Origin of the sequence: Micromonospora sp. NPDC005087 (assembly GCF_042872965.1) — a bacterium.
Lineage (GTDB): Bacteria > Actinomycetota > Actinomycetes > Mycobacteriales > Micromonosporaceae > Micromonospora.
Map to the genome: position 1 here is coordinate 1 of NZ_JBIALB010000075.1, position 1,017 is coordinate 1,017.

At 66.4% G+C, this 1,017-nt stretch carries 1 protein-coding gene; it reads left to right on the forward strand.

What is annotated here, in order from left to right:
- Positions 1-232 precede the first annotated feature (232 nt).
- A partial coding sequence (locus ACFYPS_RS36925) for a transposase (RefSeq protein ID WP_387331161.1) occupies positions 233-1,017 on the forward strand: 785 nt, incomplete at its 3' end.

Consider the following 1,017-nt stretch of genomic DNA (forward strand, 5'->3'; position numbering starts at 1 on the left):
CGGCTACTTAGAGACTTTGCGCAGGATCGGTGTCCGGCCAGACTCGGTCCAGGTGCTCGGCGAGACGCTCCCACATTGCGGCTGCCCACCGGTGTCATTGGTGTGGCTCTCTCATGGCCTGCGGTCTCGCCGGGCACCGCGCGAGGAGAGGCTGAAAAGGGGTTTGTTCTGCTCGAAGTAGCGGTGCCCTCCTTGCTGACAACTCACCGAGTTCAGTCAAGGGGAGGCGCCGATGTCGGTGATCATCGGGATGGACCCACACAAGCGCTCAGCAACCATCGAGGTCGTCGACGAACGCGCCCGGGTGCTCGCAGTGGGCAGGTACGGCACCGACAAGACCGGCTACGCGCAGATGCTCGCCGCCAGCCGCAAGTACACCGATCGGGTGTGGGCGGTCGAGGGGTGCAACGGCATCGGCAAGCACATCGCCCACCGACTGGTGCATGACGGTGAGACGGTCATGGACGTGCCCGCGAAGCTGTCCGCTCAGGTGCGGGTGTTCGCCACCGGCAACGGCCGCAAGACCGACCCGGTGGATGCGCACTCGGTGGCGATGGTGGCACTGCGTTCGCCGAACCTGGTGCAGGTCCAGCTCGACCCGGACCTGCAGGTGATGGGGATGCTGGTCGACCGTCGCGACGAGCTTGGCCGGGCACGGACGCAGACCGTCAACCGGCTGCACCGGCTGCTGCTGGACCTCTTCCCAGGCGGGGCGAAGCAATTCCTGTCCGCCCGGCAGGCACGTGCGCTGATCGCGACCATCAAACCCCGCGACATCGTGGGCAAGACCAGACGCCGCCTCGCCGTCGAGCTGATCGGTGAACTTGAGAGCATCGACAAGAAGATCAAGACCGCGGAGAAGGACCTCAAAAAGCTGGTGATCGCCCGCGGCTGCACCCTGATGGACCTGCACGGCATTGGCCCGTCAGGTGCAGCCCGGCTGCTGGCAGACGTCGGCGACATCCGCCGCTTCGCCGACCGCAACCGGTTCGCGTCCTGCAACGGCACCGCCCCGCT